General features: G+C 54.3%; 11 protein-coding genes and 1 tRNA gene. 7 read left to right on the top strand and 5 right to left on the bottom strand.

Annotation, left to right across the window (positions count from 1 at the left end; genetic code table 11):
- Window positions 1-265 precede the first annotated feature (265 nt).
- From LOC67_RS20015 to LOC67_RS20025, 3 genes are all read right to left on the bottom strand, one after another.
- The gene (locus LOC67_RS20015) at window positions 266-1,789 is read right to left on the bottom strand and encodes a carboxypeptidase M32 (protein ID WP_230264542.1); all 1,524 of its coding nucleotides are present in this window, start codon (window positions 1,787-1,789) and stop codon (window positions 266-268) included.
- Between the two features lie 79 nt (window positions 1,790-1,868).
- On the bottom strand, window positions 1,869-2,789 hold the full coding sequence (locus LOC67_RS20020) for an aldo/keto reductase (RefSeq protein ID WP_230264543.1): 921 nt from the start codon (window positions 2,787-2,789) through the stop codon (window positions 1,869-1,871).
- A gap of 345 nt (window positions 2,790-3,134) precedes the next feature.
- A complete protein-coding gene (locus LOC67_RS20025; protein WP_230264544.1) occupies window positions 3,135-4,541 on the bottom strand; it encodes a BBP7 family outer membrane beta-barrel protein in 1,407 nt (468 codons plus the stop codon).
- A gap of 358 nt (window positions 4,542-4,899) precedes the next feature.
- Between LOC67_RS20025 and LOC67_RS20030 the strand changes: the two genes are divergently transcribed.
- The 7 genes from LOC67_RS20030 to LOC67_RS20060 all read left to right on the top strand — a co-directional run bounded on the left by LOC67_RS20030 (window position 4,900) and on the right by LOC67_RS20060 (window position 15,684).
- Window positions 4,900-7,155: a preprotein translocase subunit SecA gene (locus LOC67_RS20030; RefSeq protein WP_230264546.1), complete on the top strand. Its 2,256-nt coding sequence runs from the start codon at window positions 4,900-4,902 to the stop codon at window positions 7,153-7,155.
- Between the two features lie 493 nt (window positions 7,156-7,648).
- A complete protein-coding gene (locus tag LOC67_RS20035; RefSeq protein WP_230264548.1) occupies window positions 7,649-10,942 on the top strand; it encodes a general secretion pathway protein GspD in 3,294 nt (1,097 codons plus the stop codon).
- A gap of 655 nt (window positions 10,943-11,597) precedes the next feature.
- A complete protein-coding gene (gene csrA, locus LOC67_RS20040) occupies window positions 11,598-11,792 on the top strand; it encodes a carbon storage regulator CsrA (protein ID WP_095742250.1) in 195 nt (64 codons plus the stop codon).
- A 182-nt stretch (window positions 11,793-11,974) separates the two neighbouring features.
- Window positions 11,975-12,047, top strand: a tRNA-Glu gene (locus LOC67_RS20045).
- A 208-nt stretch (window positions 12,048-12,255) separates the two neighbouring features.
- Window positions 12,256-12,903, top strand: a complete 648-nt coding sequence (locus LOC67_RS20050; protein ID WP_230264549.1) for an RNA polymerase sigma factor — start codon at window positions 12,256-12,258, stop codon at window positions 12,901-12,903.
- The gene (locus tag LOC67_RS20055; protein WP_230264550.1) at window positions 12,900-14,618 is read left to right on the top strand and encodes a serine/threonine-protein kinase; all 1,719 of its coding nucleotides are present in this window, start codon (window positions 12,900-12,902) and stop codon (window positions 14,616-14,618) included. Before LOC67_RS20050 ends, LOC67_RS20055 begins: the two co-directional genes overlap by 4 nt.
- A gap of 160 nt (window positions 14,619-14,778) precedes the next feature.
- Window positions 14,779-15,684 (top strand): hypothetical protein, encoded by a 906-nt coding sequence (locus LOC67_RS20060; RefSeq protein WP_230264551.1) that lies wholly within the window; start codon window positions 14,779-14,781, stop codon window positions 15,682-15,684.
- Between the two features lie 309 nt (window positions 15,685-15,993).
- Here the strand turns inward: LOC67_RS20060 and LOC67_RS20065 are convergent, their stop codons facing one another.
- Window positions 15,994-17,775, bottom strand: coding sequence for a DEAD/DEAH box helicase (locus LOC67_RS20065; protein ID WP_230264552.1), 1,782 nt, complete (start codon window positions 17,773-17,775; stop codon window positions 15,994-15,996).
- Window positions 17,775-18,347 carry a hypothetical protein gene (locus LOC67_RS20070; RefSeq protein WP_230264553.1) on the bottom strand — a complete coding sequence of 191 codons (573 nt, stop codon included), beginning with the start codon at window positions 18,345-18,347 and terminating at the stop codon, window positions 17,775-17,777. Before LOC67_RS20070 ends, LOC67_RS20065 begins: the two co-directional genes overlap by 1 nt.
- Window positions 18,348-18,656 lie beyond the last annotated feature (309 nt).

The raw sequence follows: 18,656 nt of genomic DNA on the forward strand, positions 1-18,656 counted from the left end.
CATGACGCAAGTTCAACCGCTTTGGTTTGGCCAAGATCGCATCCTGCGACCAAATTGCGCAACCGAAGTCGTCACCGTTTGGAAAGATCGGTCTTCGCACACCCGCTATCGGACTAGCTGACGGTCAATACACAGCGTGCCAGAACGGATGAGCCACGGCGTCAAATCATCGCTCGCAATCGTCACCGCAACAGACTTTGCAAGCTCCAGCAGCTAAACCTGGATACGGCGACTCGCTCTATTAACCGCACTGGATATCAACAGCCTATGACAGCGCGTAGATCGGTTTTAGCTTTTGCGTCAGATAATTCAGCAGTGGCTCTGATGACAATGGCTTTCCGGTGGCGTTTTCCACCAGCTGGCTTCCTGTATAGCAACGACCGTGGTGATGGACATGCTCACGTAGCCAATGCAGAATCGGTTCGAATTCACCTTTGCTAATCAATGATTCGACATCGCCGATATGTTCGGCAGCAGAATCAAACAGCTGTGCCGCTGCCAAGTTGCCGAGGGTGTAGGTCGGGAAATATCCGATTAATCCGGCGCTCCAGTGAACGTCTTGTAAAACCCCGTTGGCATCCGAAGGGGGCTCGATGCCCAGACTTTCGGCGTACTGGGCATTCCAAGCCTGTGGCAGATCGTCGACTGCCAGATCACCGGCGATCAGCGATTGCTCCAATTCAAAGCGAATCAGGATGTGCAGGTTGTACGTTGCCTCGTCTGCCTCCACACGGATCAGGCTGGGACGAACAACGTTGACGGCGGCATAGAGCGTTTCCGCGGTAAGGCTGCTCAGTAGTTCGGGAAACGTTTCTTTCAAAATGGGGGTCAGCCAATGCGAAAACGCTCGGCTTCGTCCGACTTGGTTTTCCCATAGCCGCGACTGTGATTCATGCATCCCCAGCGACACGAAACTGCCCGGCGGCAACCCAAACCAGTCGCTGCGAAGTCCTTGTTCGTATAGTCCATGTCCGGCTTCGTGCAATGTTCCGTAGAGACCGCTGGGCAGCCAATTGGATTCATAGCGAGTCAAGATGCGGCAATCGTTCGGCCCCAAGGTCGTACAAAAGGGATGGCTCGTTTCGTCCAAGCGGCCGGAGGTGAAATCAAACCCGACGGCTTCGGCGACCTTTCGACTGAGCTTGCGTTGGCCATCGATCGGAAACGTTTGCTGTAACGGACAGGGGTCGGGTTGCTTGGGCGAGTCGACGAGTTCAGTGATCAAAGCGCTTAAGCGAGTCTTCAACTCACTGAAAACCGGACCGAGGTGGCTGATCCTTGCGTCGGGCTCGTATTCATCAAGCAAGGCTTCGTAGGCGGATCGATCGCTGCCTTCGGCCATCCGTTCGCCGGCTTCCCGTTTCAGATGAACGATCTCACTGAGAATGTCTTTGAACATCGCAAATGAGTCTTCTTTGCGTGCCCGGTCCCAAATTTGTTGACCGCGAACGGTCACCGAACTCAGACGAGAAACCAGATCGATCGGCAGTTTGCAATCTCGCTTGAAGTCACGTTTCAGTTCACGAATTGTCGCGGCGTTGTCGCTTGCTGGGGCAAGGTCTTTGCACTGTTCCGAAAGCTGGTCGAGAGACTCGCCATACTTCGGGTCGGTACGAAGTCGGTGCACTGTCGATCGCAACGCACTGACTTGGTCCGCGCGATAAGAACCGCCCTGCACCGGCATGCCGGTGCGTTCGTCCCACTCCAATGCGTCGGCTGCGGATTGAAACAATGCGGCTTGGCGAGCGGTTTGGCAGACAGATTGGAAGATCTTATCGTCGATGGTCATCAGTTCGCTGTGGGCGAGAAGCAGTGGTCGAGAAGCAGTGGGAGAGGATCGGTGAGATCGCAGTCGTGACGTCGCTTGGCTATTGAGCTATCGGAAAATGCTTTTGAACTTCGGCGTCGATACTTTGCAGGATATCGTCTGACAGAGTTGTCGATCGCAGTGTTTCATCAATTTGTTCGGGGCGACGTGCACCGACGAGCGCACCCGTGATACCAGGCTGGGAGACTGCCCACCCGATCGAAAGCTGTGCGACGGATAGGCCGGTTTGGCTTCCGATGTCTGCTAAATGATCGATGATGTCGTGTGCTTTGCGTCGCTGCTCGCCTTGAAAAATGGGATATTTCGGGCGGCTATCACCTTCGGCGAATTGATGATCGCGGCCAATCTTTCCCGCTAGTAAGCCTTTCATCAACGTCCAAAAGACATAGACATCGGCTCCCATTTGCGTCGCCGGTGCAATCAGTTCAGACTGGGTTTGCCGCTGAATAAGGTTCAACGGGCACTGGATCGCATCACAGCCCGCGATCTGGTTGAACAGCCGAACTTGCTCCAGCGAAGCGTTGCAGATCCCTAGTGACTGACAAAGGCCTCGCTCCTTTAACGCCAACATCGCTTCGGCGGATCGTTCCAGTTCAACGTTGGGATCCGGTGAATGAAGATACAGAACGTTGACTTGATCGACTTTCAATCGAGCGAGATGTTCTTCGGCGTCTTTGGTCAACTGGGCAGGTGATCCATCGACAGCGCGTTGACGATCGGCGGTCCAACGTTGTCCGACCTTTCCCATGACAAAAAATTCGTCCGATGGGTTTTGCAGGAACCCGCTAAGGATTCGGTCGCTTTCGCCCTCGTATCCATAGCTATACGCGGTATCGAACTGGGTGATCCCCGCTTCGATGGCCGCTTGAATCGTCTTGTCTGCGTCGCTGCGAGTCACCCCGAGGGTGGTCACTCCGGCAATGGGCCACAGCCCCAGAACTATTTTAGATGTCTTGGTCATCACAAAAGTCGGCTCGGTACCAAGGTAAAACTGGCGTCATCTCAGAACAATCTTGGGACAAGACAGTACCAGATCGGCGTTTTATCAGAACCCGTCCAGTTGCCCATCTGAATCGCCCCGAGGCAACGACACCTGAATGCTGCTGATGAATTCGGATTCGCTGATCTCTGTTTTCTCACTGAAGCTACAAAAAAAAACAGCGCGAGATGCATGGCACCCCGCGCTGTTCGATAGTTTCAGTTCAGATTGGCTAGGTTGATCGATTCTATTGAGAAGCGTCGAATTTCCCGGACGATGCAAATCGCTTCTCGTCGGTTAGAATCGCGACCTTCAAAATCAATCGGACTAGTAGTCGATCGAGGTGCCGAGGCTGATACCTTGGACCCACAGGCTTCCATCAACAATGTCGAAATCTTGGAAGTCGTTGGCCGCGATCACGCGAGCCCCGTCGGTTCCGTCGACGTTGCGGTTGATCTGTTCGCCAGCCAACGCAACTTTGTCGAAGTACAGGAAGTTGTATCCGACGGTGAAGGAAACGTGGTCGCGGAATCGGTAACCCAGCGTCAGGTTCAACTCAGGAATGAAAGTGAAGTCGCTTTCTTCTTGAGTTCCCTGCTCTTCATCAACCAGCAGGCTGCTGTTGTAAACGTTGTTGATGTTGTTATCGAAGCCGTCGTCAGAACGACCGATCTTGGTCACGCTGCGAGACATGTTACCCATGTGGATCTTCGACAGCATCCGAACGGTCCAGCAGCCGCGTGTCACAAGCGACTCGAAGCCGATTTGACCGCCGTGGAATTCGTTCTTGGTATCGAATTCGCTGAAGTCCGACAGGAACGTGTTGGTAACGACGTCAGTGGTTCGGCTGTAGATCGACAAGTTGTCATCAAGACGAACGAAGCTGTAACCGCCCAACAGTTCGACACGTGCTGACTTGTTTTTGCAGTAAGTCATGCGGGCGTAGGCTTCTGCTGTGATCAAGTCGGTTGCGAAGCTCGATTGGACCGTACCGCGTTGGCTGTTGATCAATGGGTTCGTGCTGAACTGATTGACGATCAACGCACTTTCCGAGGCGGTGCCTGGGTTGGTCAACGGGATCTGGAAGAACGGACGTGCGATCGAGTTGCCCGTCCCGTTGCCGGTGATCGAGAAGTCGTCGCCGTTTTCGCTCAGCCACATGAAGCGAGCACCGATGCCAAAGTTGTCCGACAGGTAGCGTCCGACGTCGAATCGTGTGCCACCGGAAACGCCACCGTCAAGCTCTTCGCCGAACACGATCTGCGTCGTCGCTCCAGAACCCGCCCCGTTGTTTGGATCGGGAAGCACTGGAAACTGTGTCGGATCCGCGGTGGTCACCAATGCAGGTGCGGTCCGCGCTTCCATGAACATGATCATGCCTTCGGCGCGAATCCAACCGTCCTTGTCGCAGAGGTTCATCAAACCTGCAAAGGCTTTGTCGTCACAGCTGCTGCCGCATGACGAATCGCATGCACCGTCGCAGCTGGGTGAGTCACATGATGTGCATCCCACTTGTGCGATCTTGCTGCGCAGTTGCATGTCCCCGACCGTCACGGGGGTGTAGCTTGGCAAGTTACCAACATGAGTCGTACGATGAGCGACGGGTTCAACACCCAGGTCGCCGACGAATGCATCGCCAACAAACGCTTGTGAAGCTTGATCGGCGGCGGCATACTCATGGTCGCCGGCGTGAACCGTTACAGAGGCGGACAGCAACAGTGCTGCCAGGGTCATGCCTCGAAAGTTCCTTTTCATTTTGAAGTCTCGCGCAGTCCGGGAATACTGGAATGACTGGTATAAGTCGATCGACGCAATCGGTCGTCAGATCGAGAACCTCCCTCATTAGCCGGATATTTCACCTAGTTAACCTGTCTTGACGGCACAGCTTTCCACGCTTGTGCAACTTCACAGGAAATGGCTCTATCGGGCAGTACAATGACGGTCCGGACCCAAATGAACTGCTGAGATTGGCGTAAAAGTTTTTGCAAAATCGGCCCTTCAAAGAAGCGGAATGACCCAACAAGACAACTCGCAAACGAACTCGGAAGCCCCGTCGACCGCTTCCGCGCCGCCTGCATCTACCGGATCGCCGATGCCCAACGCAAGTCATCCTGACAACGCTCGTACAAATTCCACAGACCTTCAGCAGGATGACGGTGAATCCGCAAATTCGTCTGGTCAACAGGAACAGAACACCAGCGGTACACCGCCACATCAGCCGTCTGAACAAGATGCGGCTGCGAATGCACCTCAAGCCGATTCAGCTGTGTCCGCCGATCTAGCCTTGGCAAGCGGCAGTGCTGTCCAAGGTGAGCTATTGCCTGCGGAAGTGACTAGCGATAGCGACAGCAATTCGGCTGACCAAGGTCCCGCACGGACGCTAGCGCCCGAACGTTTCCAAACCGGCGCTAAAACGGTTTCTTTGTTTTCCGGTTTTAAGACGCCAAAGATGCTGCGCTGGATGCGTACTTTGGATGAAATCGCTGGGTGGGAACCGACACTGCAAAAAGACACCGATGGCGAACTTAAAAAGCGTTCGCTCGCCTTGCGCTATCGTGCGATGGCTGGTGAGAAACTGGCAAAGCTTTTGCCCGAAGGCTACGCGCTGGTTCGTGAAGCGGGGCGCCGAGCCAACGGAATGCGGCACTATGACGTGCAAATGATCGGTGGGATTTCCCTGTTCGAAGGCAGCATTGCCGAGATGCAGACGGGTGAAGGTAAAACGCTGACCGCAACGTTGCCTCTGTATATTCACTCGCTCGTCGGCAAAGGCGCTCACCTGGCAACGGTGAACGATTACTTGGCCAAACGGGATGCCGAGTGGATGATGCCGATCTTTCACATGTTAGGAGTCAGCGTCGGAATCATTCAAACGTCTGATGACCAAGGGTCACGGCGAAAGTCGTACGGTTCCGCGATCACTTATGGGACCGCAAAGGAATTCGGGTTCGACTTTTTGCGTGATCGGTTGCTGTTGCGTGCACAAAACCGAATCCAGACAGAAATGCTTGGCGACGGAGGTGGCGGTTTTTCCGAATCCGGTGACAAGCCCGTCATGCGAGGCATGCACTTTTGCTTGGTTGACGAGGCCGACAGTATTTTGATCGACGAAGCGAGAACTCCGTTGATCATCGGCAGCCTCGAAGACACCGTTCGTGACCAGATCACCGAAACTTATCGTTGGGCTTCGGAGCACGCGCCAGAATACGTTCTGGATGAACACTACGAGATCGACGACGAAACCAAGCAGTACGAGCTGACTGCCAGGGGCCGCCAAAAGGTCCGGTCGTTACCCAAAAGTGACCTCGTCCGAACGATGGGCTTGGTGGATTTGTACGAGTACACCGAGCGGGCAATCAAAGTCCACCGCGAGTTCTTGTTAGACCGGCAATATGTTGTCCGGCCCGGCGAAAAAGGGACTGACGAAATCGTTATCGTCGACGAGTTTACCGGACGACTTGCCGAAGGCCGTAAATGGCGCGACGGTATCCACCAGTCGATCGAGGCAAAGGAAGGTCTCGATATCAGCGTTCCCACGGGCCAAGCGGCTCGAATCACGGTCCAGGATCTATTTCTGCGATACAACCACCTCGCGGGAATGACCGGGACGGCAGCAACCAGTGCGGGTGAATTGCGGCGCATCTATCGAACTCCGGTCCTTCGTGTTCCGACAAACCGGCCGCCGAAACGAAAGCAGCTTGCCGACCGAGTTTTTGGCGCTTTGGATTCGAAATTTAGGGCCATCGTTGATGAGGTCCAGGAGATCCATGCGACCGGTCGCCCTGTTTTGATCGGAACGCGATCGATCGACAAGAGCGAAATCCTGTCGAGGATGTTGACCGAGATTGGCATCGAGCATGAAGTTCTCAACGCGAACAACGTCGAGCGTGAAGCGGAAATCGTTTCCGATGCCGGCGGGTTGGGACGCGTCACTGTCGCGACGAACATGGCCGGTCGTGGTACGGATATCAAACTGTCCGACCAGATTGTCGACCTCGGCGGAATGCATGTCATTTGTACCGAATTGCACGACGCGGCTCGGATTGACCGTCAGCTGATCGGTCGTTGCGGTCGGCAAGGTGACCCGGGATCTTATCGTCAGTATTTGTCGCTTGATGACGACATCTTGAAAGGCGGTTTGGGACCCGACAAAGCAGAGAAACTGAAAACTCGCGGTGAGAACCTGCAAGGCTCAGTCGATTCGTATGCGAAGCTTTTTCGGAAAGCTCAACGCAAAGTCGAAAAGAAACATTTCCGTGATCGGATGGTGCTGCTACACCACGAAAAGGAACGGAAGAAAATGCAGCGTGAGATCGGTCAGGATCCTTACCTGGATACCCCAGATTGACGCAGGTTTTGTCGGTTTTCTCTAAATCCGACTGAAGTCTTTCGATTGCTCTACCGACACGCGTGCCAATTCAAAAAAAAGCTAGAAACCCGTCTCAGACGAGCTTGACAGCAGGATTGCGTAAATCGTATCCCCGCTTCCGTGTCTACTAGCTCCCGGCACTTCCGCCCACATCCGCGGCGAGCGTCGGAGCCGATTTGCAGGCTTAGATTGTTCCGCAGGCATTACGCCTAGGGGCGATCAAAGCATGCCAATAGCACGCGCCATGTCAGTCCGATGCGGTTGGACCGACGTGCCGTGGGGCTAGCCTTGACGTCGGTGTTGTTTGCGCACGTAGGCGACAACACGTTGTATTTACAAAGTCTCACCGCGAAGAAGGAGTGTCGCGTTGAAACGCCACGAAAGACTTTTTGGCCCCAAGAGTTGGGGTGCCGCCGTTATGGCGTGCCTTGTAGGGACGTCAACCGTCTCTGCACAGCTGTCGATGCCGGGAATGAACCTGCCATCCAAAGAAAATTCAGGCGCGGCAACGACTGCCGTTCCTTCTTACGCGCAAGGCGCAGCTGTGACGGCGCCCGGCCAACGAAGCGGCAAAGCCCTCGTCGGTCAGGCTCGTGCGGCACTTGATGCGAAACAATTTGAATCCGCCGTCGAGCTGTATCGTGCAGCTCAAGCGGCAGCGAACGTCGATCCCAACATCAAGTCCGATGTGGCTCGTCTTCGCGTTGACTTGCAAATCGCCGGTATCGACGCCGGTCTGCTGAATCTGCCACCACAGATGGCCGGAGCCGTTCAAGCTCAGCCAATGCCGACCGCGCAACAAAACGTTGCCGCAGCGAAGAACGAAGCCTTACGCTTGGTCGCCCAAGGCCGTTTGGCACTCGATCGTGGCGATACCGCTGGCGCGCTAAACTTTGCTCGCCAAGCACAACAGCTGAACGTGCCCGAGTCGGCGTTCGGTCCAGGTGAGCCACGCGTTTGGAATTTCGTCCTCGATGCCGAGTCCGCCGCAAAGCGAACTGGCGTGATGAATTCGCAAATCGCTCTGGCCGGTGGTACCGGCGGAGTGGACGGTGACGAAGCCGGCTTCATCAAGCAAATGCTGTTCAACGGTGAACCCGGAACTGCGGTTCAACAAGTCCAAGCTTTGGGTGCCCCAATTCCACAAGCCGACTTGGCTGATCCGCATGCGGCATACGAAGCTGGTCTGGAAGCTCTCAAAGCTGGCGACCAAGTCACCGCACGCATGCACTTCGTGGAAGCTTGGAAATACGAAAGCCAACTCGACTTGGCAACTCGTAACGCTCTGAAAGACAAGTTGACCTTGTTGCAGACCAAGCGTTTGCCAACCGCAGCCGAAAAGGCCGAGATGACCGCCATCGAGCGAGTCGATCTCGAAACCAAAGAAATGACGCAGCGTCTCTATCGCGAGATCACTGCCGAATTGGCCAAGACCGCTGACATGCGGGAATCGGCTCCTTTGGATGCGTTGGACGCATTGAACCGACTTCGCCGACGCGTCGACGGTTCGAATGTTCCCGAAGCGAACAAGTCCGCGCTCGTCCGTATGGTCGACCGTGAACTTGAAAAGCAAAAACAATACGTCGAAACCAATCGCGCCGAAATCGAACTGGAACTTCAAAACGAAGCCGTTCGTACCGAGATGGCTACCGAAGCCGCTCGCAACGCACGAATCGACGAAGAAATCTCTAGCCTTGTCGAAACGTTCAACGAACTCGTTCGTGACCAACGTTTTGCCGAAGCCGAAGTTGTTGCGAAACAGGTTAGCGAACTGCAACCCGGTTCGACCATCGCAACCAACATGATGCTGAAAAGCCGTTTCGCATCACGCGATCAAATGATGCGTGACATTCAGTCCGGCAAGGAAGAAGTCTTCCAATACGGATTGATGGATGTTGAGCGATCAGTATCAGAGATGGCCGGATACGATCCTGACCAGCCGATGACCTTCAATCGTGACCCACAATCGTGGCACGAATTGTCGATCCGACGCAGCCAAGATTCCAGTTCGCTGTTCGGTACCGTTCAGGAACAACAGTTGAAAGCCAAGCTTTCGACTCGCGTGAACGTTCAATACCGCAACCGTCCGCTTGGCGAAGTCATCGCTGACCTGTCCAGCGTGACCGGAATCCCAATGGTGCTTAACCGCCGTGCTTTGGCTGCGGTCAACGTTCAAGAAGACACCGTGGTGTCACTGGAACTGAGCAACCAAATTGAACTCAAGAGTGCGTTAAATCTGATTCTTCAAGATTTGGATTTGGCCTACGAAATCAATAACGAAGTTCTGCAGATCACCAGCGCCCAGGCAAAGCGTGCAAATGTTGTCACCCGTGTCTACAAAGTTGCGGACTTGGTCACACCGATTCCAAACTTTGTCTCCAGCCACGATGACGGCTTGGCCGGTGCATTGCGAGCGGCTTATCAGATGACCAATCCTCGATTGGACGTCCAGATGATGCCGGTCTCGGCGACCGACTTGGGAATGCGTCAAGCAAACGCGATGAGTCCATCGAAGATGAACTCAAACATGCTTGGCCAGTACAGCCCCATGGGATCGCAAGGCGGCTTCGGCCCACAGAATCCTCCCGGCGGTGCCGGTGGTGGAGCATTCGCGGACTTTGATTCGCTGATGCAGCTGATTCAAACGACGGTTGTGCCTGATACCTGGGAAGCCATGGGTGGTAACAGCACCATGGCACCTTACCAGCAGAACCTCAGCCTGATCATCAGCACCACCAGTGACGTTCACGATCAAATCGTTGACCTGATCGAATCGCTGCGATCGCTGCAGAACTTGCAGATCACGATCGAAGTTCGCTTCATCACCTTGTCCGATACGTTCTTCGAACAAATCGGTGTCGACTTTGACGTCCAGTTCGATGACAACGTCACCCAATTGCCAAACGATGACGAAGGTCCTAGCGTGACTGTCGGGTTGAGTGCACTCGGCCTGCCGACTTCCGACTTTGACATCCGATTGGACAACACGCTGTCTGTGACACCGGCATTCGGTGCCCCTGACGCGGGTTCACTTTCGACACTCGGATTTGCGATCCTTAGTGACATCGAAGCGTTCTTCTTCCTGCAAGCAGCTCAGGGTGACGAACGAACCAACGTCATGCAGGCTCCAAAGGTCACCCTGTTCGACGGCCAAATTGCCTCGATCAACGACCAGTCGCAGCGTCCTTTCGTAACCAGTATCACTCCGGTTGTCGGTGACTTCGCCGTCGCTCAGCAGCCTGTGATCGTGGTCCTGAACGAAGGCACCTCGTTGAACGTTCAAGGCATTGTCAGCGATGACAAACGCTTCGTACGACTAACGCTGGTACCGTTCTTCAGCCAAATCGGTGACGTCGATACCTTCACCTTCGAAGGTTCACGTACGACTCGCAGCAGCAGCACCGACCAGGAAGACACCAACGGTGACGGAGTGGTCAATGATCAAGACGCGGTCGACTCCAGCGAAACCGAAGACATCATCACCGGTACGACGGTTCAGCTTCCGACCTTTGCGTTCACCTCCGTCAGCACGACGGTCAGTGTTCCAGACGGTGGTACGATCCTGTTGGGTGGTATCAAACGTCTTAGCGAAGGGCGAACTGAGCGTGGCGTTCCTGTCTTGAGCAAGATTCCATACCTCAGCCGACTGTTCCGCAACGTTGCCGTCGGGCGTGACGCCACCAGCTTGATGCTGATGGTGACTCCTCGGATCATCATCCAAGAGGAAGAAGAGTTCGCCCAAACCGGTTACCAATCGAACCGCTAAGGCTCGATAGGAACTGCAACAGCAGCTAGAGACATCGCGAACGCGGTGAGGTCTTAACCAAGGCTTCACCGCGTTTTTTTGTTGCGCCGTTGCCTGAGCGATCCTCTTCCCATTGAATCTGGCCGTTAGAAATTATTGGCCGCTAGGTTGCGGTCGGGATACAATGGGGCGTGGCAATGAATAGGAGTCCCCCGAGTCCTCCTTCGGTGTCATGGTGAATGGCACCTTTGGGAAATCCGCCATCGGGATGGAGGCTAGCCCTGATCGATCCACCCCAGGCAGATGTGTTCACTAGTGCTGAGTCGCCCTTAAGAAGGTTCAGAGACGACGAATTTAGCCGAGATCTTGATAAGCCGCCGGACAGTGCACCTAACTGTACAGTTTGCCCCCCTAAAGGAAAACTTTAACGGTTGAACGCATTGGACGGTTGGCGAAAAGGTTAGAAAAGCAGTTTTGTCAAGTCGGAATTCCTTGACCGCCACAAATTTTGTTCTAGAGTTTGTTGGTAGGAGTGGAGGCTCTACCTCCCAAGCGAGCCCCACATTGAACCGGCCTACAGCGACCCGAGCCGTGTGACCCTCCCGTCGGACGTTCTGACTCGCACCGTAGGCATCAAAATAAAGAATATCAGGCCGGTTAACGAAAGGACTGAAACATGTTGGTTTTATCGCGTAAGAAGAACGAAAGTATCGTCATCAACAACGACATTAAGATCGTCGTTGTAGAGATCCGTGGTGATAAAGTGCGGTTGGGCGTCGAAGCACCACGAGAGGTACCCGTCCACCGTCGCGAAGTCTACGAAGCTATCCAGAAAAGCCTGGAGTCTGGCGACGCCGCTGTCGATGCATAGGTCTAGAAGGCCGAACGAGTCATCGTTTTACACCGGGCCGTGATGACGCACCTCTGCGGAGGGCACGTCTAAGCAAATTTCGTCAGGTTTTTCAGCGAACCCTTGACGGTCCTTGGTGGTCTTCGGTACAACTCCGCTCATCGAAGTCAGCGACAGGAAAATACTTGTTGCGACATCGTTACGGCCCCTTCGTCTAGCGGTCTAGGACATCGCCCTTTCACGGCGGTAACACGGGTTCGAGTCCCGTAGGGGTCACTCCAAATTAAGCCATCTGGCAGCATTCGTTGCTCCAGGTGGCTTTTTTTATGCGCCGACTTCTCACCCGGTTTCGGCTAGTTCACAAATGCCGAGCAAGCATCTGATTCAGTTCTTGCCTCGGCAGAACCTTCTTTCAAAAAACTGATCCCCTTCGTGATAGATTCTTGGCTCCCGCGTTAGTCAACGCTTGAGAGGAATCACAATCATGGAACCGGAAACCCGCGAGAGCTTGATCGCTCGTTTGCCCGATCACGCCGATACAGCCGCGTGGCAGGAGTTCGTTCAGCTTTACGAACCACTAATCTACGGAATCGGACGCCGTCACGGTCTGCAACCCAGTGACGCGACAGACTTGGTGCAAGAGGTGCTAATCGCTGTGGCTCAGTCGGTCGAAAAATTTGAACCTAACGAGCAACGCGGTCGCTTTCGAAGCTGGCTGTTCCGGGTCGCTCGAAATCAATCGCTCAATCGCCTGCGGCAGCTACGTGGGCACGTCCAGCCCGTCGGTGGAACCGAATCACTACAACGATTGGCTGATGTTCAGGCGACTTGTTCGGCCGAACAAGAATTCGCCATCGCGTTTCGTCGACGTGCATTTCGATGGGCCGCCAGAAAAGTTCGAACTACGGTCCGCCCAGAAACTTGGGAAGCGTTCTCTCGGACAGCCATCGAATGCCAATCACCACGCACAGTTGCGAATGACCTGAACATCGATGTCGGCGCGGTCTATCTCGCTCGCAGTCGTGTCATGTCACACCTCAAGCGACTCGTTCAAGACGTTAGCGGTGACTTGGTCGAACAGCTCAGCGAAACGAGCGTCAGGCAGACTTCGAATGTGGGAGAATCACAATGAAATGCCCAACAGAATCAGTCATCGCGGCGGCGGACGATCTACTCGACGAATCGCAACGCGATGCCTTGTCGCAACACCTTTCTAGCTGCGAACATTGCCAACAGCGTTTGGAGCAGGAAACCGCAGACGCATCATGGTGGAACGATGCGGCAAGATTCCTAGACGAAAGCGTGCTCGATGATCCGCAGAGCGATATCGCCGATTCATCGTCTTGCGATGCCCGACTGTTTGACGATGACGATCCGATCATGCAGTTGCGATCGATCGGAGCGATCCAGCCAGGCAGCCAGCCAGAGATCCTAGGTCAACTGGGACGCTACACCATCGAGCGTGAAATCGGTTCCGGTGGCATGGGAGTGGTGGTCAAAGCACACGACGCCGAACTCAATCGCATGGTCGCGATCAAGGTTCTAGCGCCACATTTGGCTCGCAGCGGTGCCGCAAAACAGCGCTTCATTCGCGAAGGCCGCGCCGCCGCTGCGGTGGTTCACGAGAATGTGGTGGCTATTCATGAAGTCGACACAACGGCAGCTTTGCCGTACCTCGTCATGCGTTTCATCGACGGAATTTCATTGCAACGGCACGTCGACCTTTATGGCCCGCTATCGGTTTTTGATGCGCTACGGATCGCATCGCAGGCCGCGACCGGACTGGCTGCCGCGCATCGCCAAGGCATCATTCACCGTGACGTGAAGCCGGCCAACATCTTGGTCAATCACAGTTGTAGCCGAACATGGATCAGTGACTTTGGGTTGGCTCGTGCTGTCGACGACGCCAGCTTGACGCGAACCGGGTTCATCGCCGGAACACCGCACTACATGTCTCCCGAACAGGCACGTGGCGGTGACGTGGGGCCGCGCAGCGATCTCTTCAGTCTCGGAGCGGTGATCTACTTCATGTTCACTGGGCGACCGCCTTGGCGTGCCGAACGATCGCTTGCGGTGCTTCATCGAATTGTCAGTCAGCCCCACCGGCCGCTCTGGAAAATGAACTCCCAGATTCCTCGCCGAGTCAGCGATCTGGTGGATCGTTTGTTGTCGAAGAATGTCAGCGATCGGCCGGAGACTGCGGCAGAGGTTCAAGCCGAACTCGAACGGGTGCTTAGTGAGATGCAGAACCCAGAATCTTATCCATCGTCTTCGCAAGTATCCGTAGTGGCGTCATCGAAAGTCGCTTGGTGGAGTCGACCTTGGTTTGTTGCACCGGTCGCAGCTTTTTTGACTTTGATCGTTTTTTCTGATCCGGCACGGGTTCGTTCGGTGTTTGCACCTGCTGCTCAATCTCCAGTGGTGATCGCCCCCAAAGAACCGTTCACGCTGAAGGACGATCTTTCCAACAACAGTGACTATGAAATGAGATTCGACGCTGCCCCCGTTGGTGATGAACGTTCACCGGTCGATTCTGCATCTGTGCCTCGACTAAACAGTTCGCGTGAATCCCTGCCAAACTTTGGGATTCCTCCCATGACCAGTGCGCCAAGTGGCCGAGCAACTCCACTTCGATCATCGAGTGAATCAACACATGCGGATCAACCAAGCTTTCAATCGTCTCAGCCTTCTTTGCCATCTGGTATCCAGATGCCAAATGACGTCCACATCCCTCGGGTCGGCAGTTCCAGTTCGGATCCCGCGATGCAAGAAATCTATGACGTCGAACAGTTGCTTCGTGAAGCCGAGCAGTTCATGCAGCGTTCGGTATCAAGAACGACGTATTGATCCACGGTTTTGTTGCCCGGACCTTCAGTCAGTGTCGCTTACAACGCCGCAAATGGAATGCACCAGTGCGGCATTCACTATCTCACGCAAAACTTTCCCCTTGCGAGGATTTCCAATGCCGATGTTCCGCCGTTGCTTCTGTATCACTGCGATGGTCAGCATGACTGCCGCTGCATACGCCCAAGACCTGCCAGCGATCAGCACTACTCCACCAGCACCCAGCGTTGCAGCACCCAGTGTTGCAGTACCAAACATTCCAGAAGCGGACGACGCAACTGAAGGCATTGCACAGCCAGTCTTACCTGCCGAACCTGCTGAGGCTGAGTCGAGCAATGAATTAAGGCCCAGCGACGAATCAACAGTTCCCAAGCCGTCTTTGCCCGAATCGAGTGACTCGGTGATGGAGCTAGCTGATTTTTTAGATCGTGAGACTTTGCCCAAAGGAACTGATGGTGAACAGCTTAAATGCTGGCCGATGGACACGATCAAAGACGTCCTACGCGGAAAGATAAAACTGGCACTTCCCACTCCAACCGTGTCGGCTGCATTCGGGCAGTTTCCCCAGAATCCTTATGCAGCCCTGCCAGCCTCCAACGCAACAAAGAATCGGTTAACGATTGGGAACTCCGCAGATCAGATACGAATGCAGTTGGCTCCACAGATCGAGTCGCGGATTCAGCAAATGCAAAAAGCACTTGTCGATGCAAGCGAAGACAAAGAAAAGTCGGTGTCGAGCGTTGGGGCGATCGCGGAATTAAAGTTCCTCTACCAGCTACGTTTTGATCTCGACACCGCGTTTCAGGATCTGAAAGTTACCGAGATTGAAGCCCGAGCGAAAAAGCTGCGAGAGGAAGTGGAGCGACGTGAAGCTTCCGTTGACAAATGGGTCGACGCAAAAATTACACTCGACCAAATGAAAGCCGACGGAATCGATGTCAATCAACGATTCAGTTATCCGTCAGCAATTTCAATACCTCAGCCAGCGCAGTACCCTCCGCCAATTCCCGCGGCAACATTTCAATCCTTTCAGCCAGCGTTACCAACCACACAGTTTCGGAAGCAGTAACAATCTGTTGATTCTCTATTGTCAACCTACACTCCGTGTAAGAAACGCACTTCCCCTCAGCCAGCGTTACCAACAACACAGTTTCGGAAACAGTAACAACCTGTTGGATTTCATTGTCAATCTACACCCCGTGTAGGTAACGCACCTCCCCGCTGGTTTTCCCGAGTCGAACCGACTTTACGAGAGATCAAACCTGAATATCAACAGGCTGCTAGGGGCAAACGCATCGTCATCGGCGATGCGAAAACGTCGAAGTCTTTCCAGGCGATCTGAAAACCAGTATCGCCTTCGGTCAGGTCGACGACTTGGTTAAGCGACTTTCTTTCCGCAGGGCGCACGCAAGTCGAACAGACCAAAGATCTCATCACGGCTCAAGCCAACATTTCGCGTTGGCTGTTCGTGGCTGGAGAACAGCGTGTCGAACATCTCTCGCTTTTGATCGAGCACGTCGTTGATCCGTTGCTCGATCGTCCCGACCGCCATCATCTTTGTGACCGTGACCGCGCCTGCCGCTCCAAGACGGTGTGCACGGTTGATTGCCTGGTCTTCGATCGCCGGATTCCACCAACGATCAAACAAGAATACGTACTCGCAGAATTGCAAGTTCAATCCGACACTGCCTGCGCCATAGCTCATCAAGATCACGTGGCTGTTCGGATCGTTCTTAAACTGATCGATCACGCCGTTACGCTTCTTGTGTGGAATTTTCCCGTGGTATTCCAGCGGACCGTAGGGTTGCAAAGCCGCTTTGATCTTATCAAGGCTTTTGACCCATTGGCTAAACACGATCGCTTTCTTGCCGCTCGCGGCGACTTCTTCGATATCCGCGACCAAGCGTTCCAGTTTGCAGCTGCTGCCGGTCACCGGGTCAAAGTTGCAGATCTGCTTTAGCCGCAAGACGAGTTCAAAAACGTGTTGGATCGTCAGTGACTGTTCCAGGTTTTCCAGATGAACGACGCCTTCGGTTTCGGCCGCTTCGTAGGTTGCCCACTGTTCCGGCGTCAGATCCAGTTCGGCATCGCGATAAAGCTTCGGTGGCATGTCGTCGAGCACCATGTCTTTGGTCCGACGCAGGATAAAGTCACCCGCATGCTTGGCAATTTGATGCATCGGCATCCCCGGTTTCAGATAACCGGGTGAAAGGAACTCAAAGATCCCGACCAAGTCATCGGGGCAGTTTTCGACAGGAGTTCCCGTCAGTGCCCAACTTCGTGTTCGCTTGATCGATCGGATCACTTCCGCAGTTGTGCTCGTGCGGTTTTTGATCCGCTGAGCTTCATCGAGTACGACGAGATCGAAGTGCAAATCGTGCTCCTCGAGAATCGTATGGTCACGCATCAACAGTTCATAGTTGGCGACCTTCACGGGGACTTGAGGACTGGTCCACTGGAACTCTCGTTTGGCCGAGTTGCCCTCGATCGCAACGATGGGAATTTCTGGTGCCCAGACACTGAATTCACGAAGCCAGTTTGTGACCAACGGTTTGGGACAAACCAATAACACGTTGGAAACTTCACCACTGCAGAGCAACAGTCGGATCGTGCTGATCGCCTGCATCGTTTTACCCAGTCCCATTTCGTCGGCCAGGATCCCCGCATATCGCGGGAATAAAAACGCCATTCCGTCAAGCTGATAGGGAAACGGCTCGAACGGAAAGTTCAGCTGACCGCTGCCGACAAGAGACTCCAGCGGCGGCTGCAGCATGTAGAACAGGCGGTCTTGCAGCTTGACGATATCCGAAGGCGGCTTGATGCGACCGTGAGACGATTTCTTTGTGTTGCGTTTCCGTTGTCTTTGTTCGTCTGTCGGTTCGGCAAGGTTACCGACCGCAGGCGGAACGAACGGTCGGTTGGCGTTCGGAAACACGAACCCTTTGACTTTCGTTTTCAGAGCAGGAAGCCGAATGGGAATCGCGATCGGTTCAATCGGCGCAAGGTCAAGTGAAACGAGTTCCGGCGCAAACACATCGTCACGGTGCCAAGAGGCGACCGAATCGATCGATGCAACCAAGTCGGACGATGAAGTCGACTTGGTTGACGGGCTCGAAGACGTAGGCGTACTTGTCGACGTCCGCTTTGGGAACCAGACCATTAGGCAGCACCGCTTTGCTGACGAGCAAGTTGCGAATGAGCTTCTTTGATCGCTTCGCGAATTCGTTCGAACGGTTCAACCGCATCGGGAAGATCACCAAAGCGACCGGCATACGATTCGACTTTCGCGGCGACATCGATCGCAGCAAGAAACGTCGCACCTGCAAACGCGATGGCTTCCATCTCATCGATCTTATTCGTCGACTTCACGGTGGATGTATCGGACGGTTGGTCCTGTTCGGTCGCTTCGCTGACCAGCACAACGGGACATTGGGTAAACGCTTCGACGTCTAGTGCCTCTTCCAGATCGGTACAAACGATTGAAAGCGGCGTGCGGCATTTCTGTAGCAATAGCTTTCCGATCACTTCACTGATCAGATGGCGAGGGAGTGTGGGTCCAAACAGGATCTCATGAGCTTTTGTGGGTCGGACTGGAAGTGTGCACTGAAACTCCATCGGACGACCTCCGCGATCAAGAACAAGCATCCCACCGGTCCAGCCGGTGAACTCATCGTTGACGACAGTCAGGTATCCAAGGGTCGGGTTTTTGTTTTCGGGCGAGCTATCTGCCATTGGGCAACGGTCAAGGGAATCGCGGGAGGAGAATCCTTTCGGCGAGCGGTCGCCAGTTGAAAGGATGCAACAATTGATTCGGCTTTCCGGTCGTGCGGACTTTAACGATCGCAGCGACGTGCCGGATGCTCGTCAGAAAAGTTTAAAATCGTGGGGTATGGCAAATTTTTCCTGGAGGCGCGGGGGAAAATTACCGACACCTGCCGCATTTCATCGACAACAGAAAAATGCTCGGGTTATACTCGGACCTGCTCCATCGAGGCTGGCGTCTACCTGCCAGCTTGATCGTGTTCATTGCGCTACCAAGGA

This window comes from Stieleria sp. JC731, assembly GCF_020966635.1.
GTDB lineage: Bacteria > Planctomycetota > Planctomycetia > Pirellulales > Pirellulaceae > Stieleria.